General features: G+C 34.1%; 2 protein-coding genes. Both read left to right on the top strand.

Translation table 11 applies throughout. The annotated features are described in order from the left end of the window. Positions 1-160, top strand: a 160-nt coding sequence (locus ACFOZZ_RS10400; RefSeq protein ID WP_376815204.1) for a zinc ribbon domain-containing protein, incomplete at its 5' end; no start/stop codon positions are given. 193 nt (positions 161-353) lie between these two features. Then, a complete protein-coding gene (locus ACFOZZ_RS10395) occupies positions 354-1394 on the top strand; it encodes a bacteriophage abortive infection AbiH family protein (protein ID WP_055289595.1) in 1041 nt (346 codons plus the stop codon). Positions 1395-1494 lie beyond the last annotated feature (100 nt).

The raw sequence follows: 1494 nt of genomic DNA, 5'->3' as shown, positions 1-1494 counted from the left end.
ATGGTACCCATCATCTAAGACATGTCACTGCTGCAAAAGTATCAAGAAAGATTTAAAGCTTTCAGATAGACTTTTCAAATGTGACTGCGGCTATATCGAAGACAGAGATTTCAATGCTGCTACTAATCTGAAAGATGCTACGACTTACGAAGTTGCATAAATGAACGCAAACGTAGGTATGTACCGAAGGCTATTTCGGGAATTTACGACTATGGAGTGCACTAGAACTTGTGAGTAGATATGATTTCGGTCAATCAAAAGCATACACGATGACATAGTAAGTAATGTTCGTTAGAACTTACATTATCTCGATGTGAGTATATTTAATCACATTTTGAGTAGCAGGACTACGTATGAATCTTCTTGTGTTAGGAAATGGCTTTGATTTACTACATGGCTTGCCAACAACCTATAAAGATTTTATAGATTTTATTACTTTATTTCGCATGTCATTAGAAAAAAATGATATATCACATATTGATTATGATTCACGTATGATAGATTTTATTCTTCATATTTCTCCTGAGTTATCCAATGAACTAGAATCTCTTATTAAAGATAATCTTTGGCTTATTCATTTAGAAAAAGAAACAATAGGAGAGGGCTGGAAGGATTTTGAAAAAGAGATGTCTGAAGTTATTCAAAAACTTGATGCGATTAGATTAGAATGTGATACACAGTTTAAGTCAGGGCAGAAGGTTGCAAGAGTCAATGAGTATTTAGGTACATCTCTTCTTGATTTTTGGGGAGATCGTTGTTCTTTTTCCTCTATGGAGCCTATCAAAGAATTAAGAGATATCCTCACTCATGATCTCTTACGTTTGACTCGATGTCTAGAAATGTATCTAGATGCATTTGTGAACCACCTAGACACTCCAAAATATCTAGAAAAACTACAAGTATTGAATATAGATAAAGTATTAAGTTTCAATTATACAAATACGTTTGAACGTCTCTATGGTAATTCAGAAGTAGAATACGATTATATTCATGGTAAAGCGAATCTTGAACATGATATAGAAACATGTGATCTTGTCTTAGGAATAGATGAATATTTGACAGGAGAACGTAAAGATCAGGATAATGAATATATTGAATTCAAGAAGTTCTACCAGCGTATCTTTAAACGTACAGGATGCCGTTATCTCACATGGCTTAAACAATCACAAGAAGAACGCCTCAATATCTATATCTTTGGCCATTCTCTAGATGTCACTGATAAAGATATCTTGAGACAGCTTATTCTTGCTCGTCATGCCCATACAACCATCTTCTATATTCATAAATCAGATTTGAAAAATCAGATTAAGAATCTTGTAAAGGTCATAGGGGAGGATGAACTGATTGAACGTGCCTATGGCTCTCATATCACAATACATTTCAAGAAGGTATAAGAAAAGACTCCATAATTTTATTTTGGAGTCTTATTGTGCGACAGGCAGTCGCTTATATGTCATGTCAACAGGGGCATGACATTTTCTGCTTATAAATGAT

It is taken from the genome of Catenibacterium sp. GCM10023432, assembly GCF_042651925.1.
Lineage (GTDB): Bacteria > Bacillota_I > Bacilli_A > Erysipelotrichales > Coprobacillaceae > Catenibacterium > Catenibacterium mitsuoka.
This window is presented reverse-complemented; position numbering and strand designations above follow the sequence as displayed.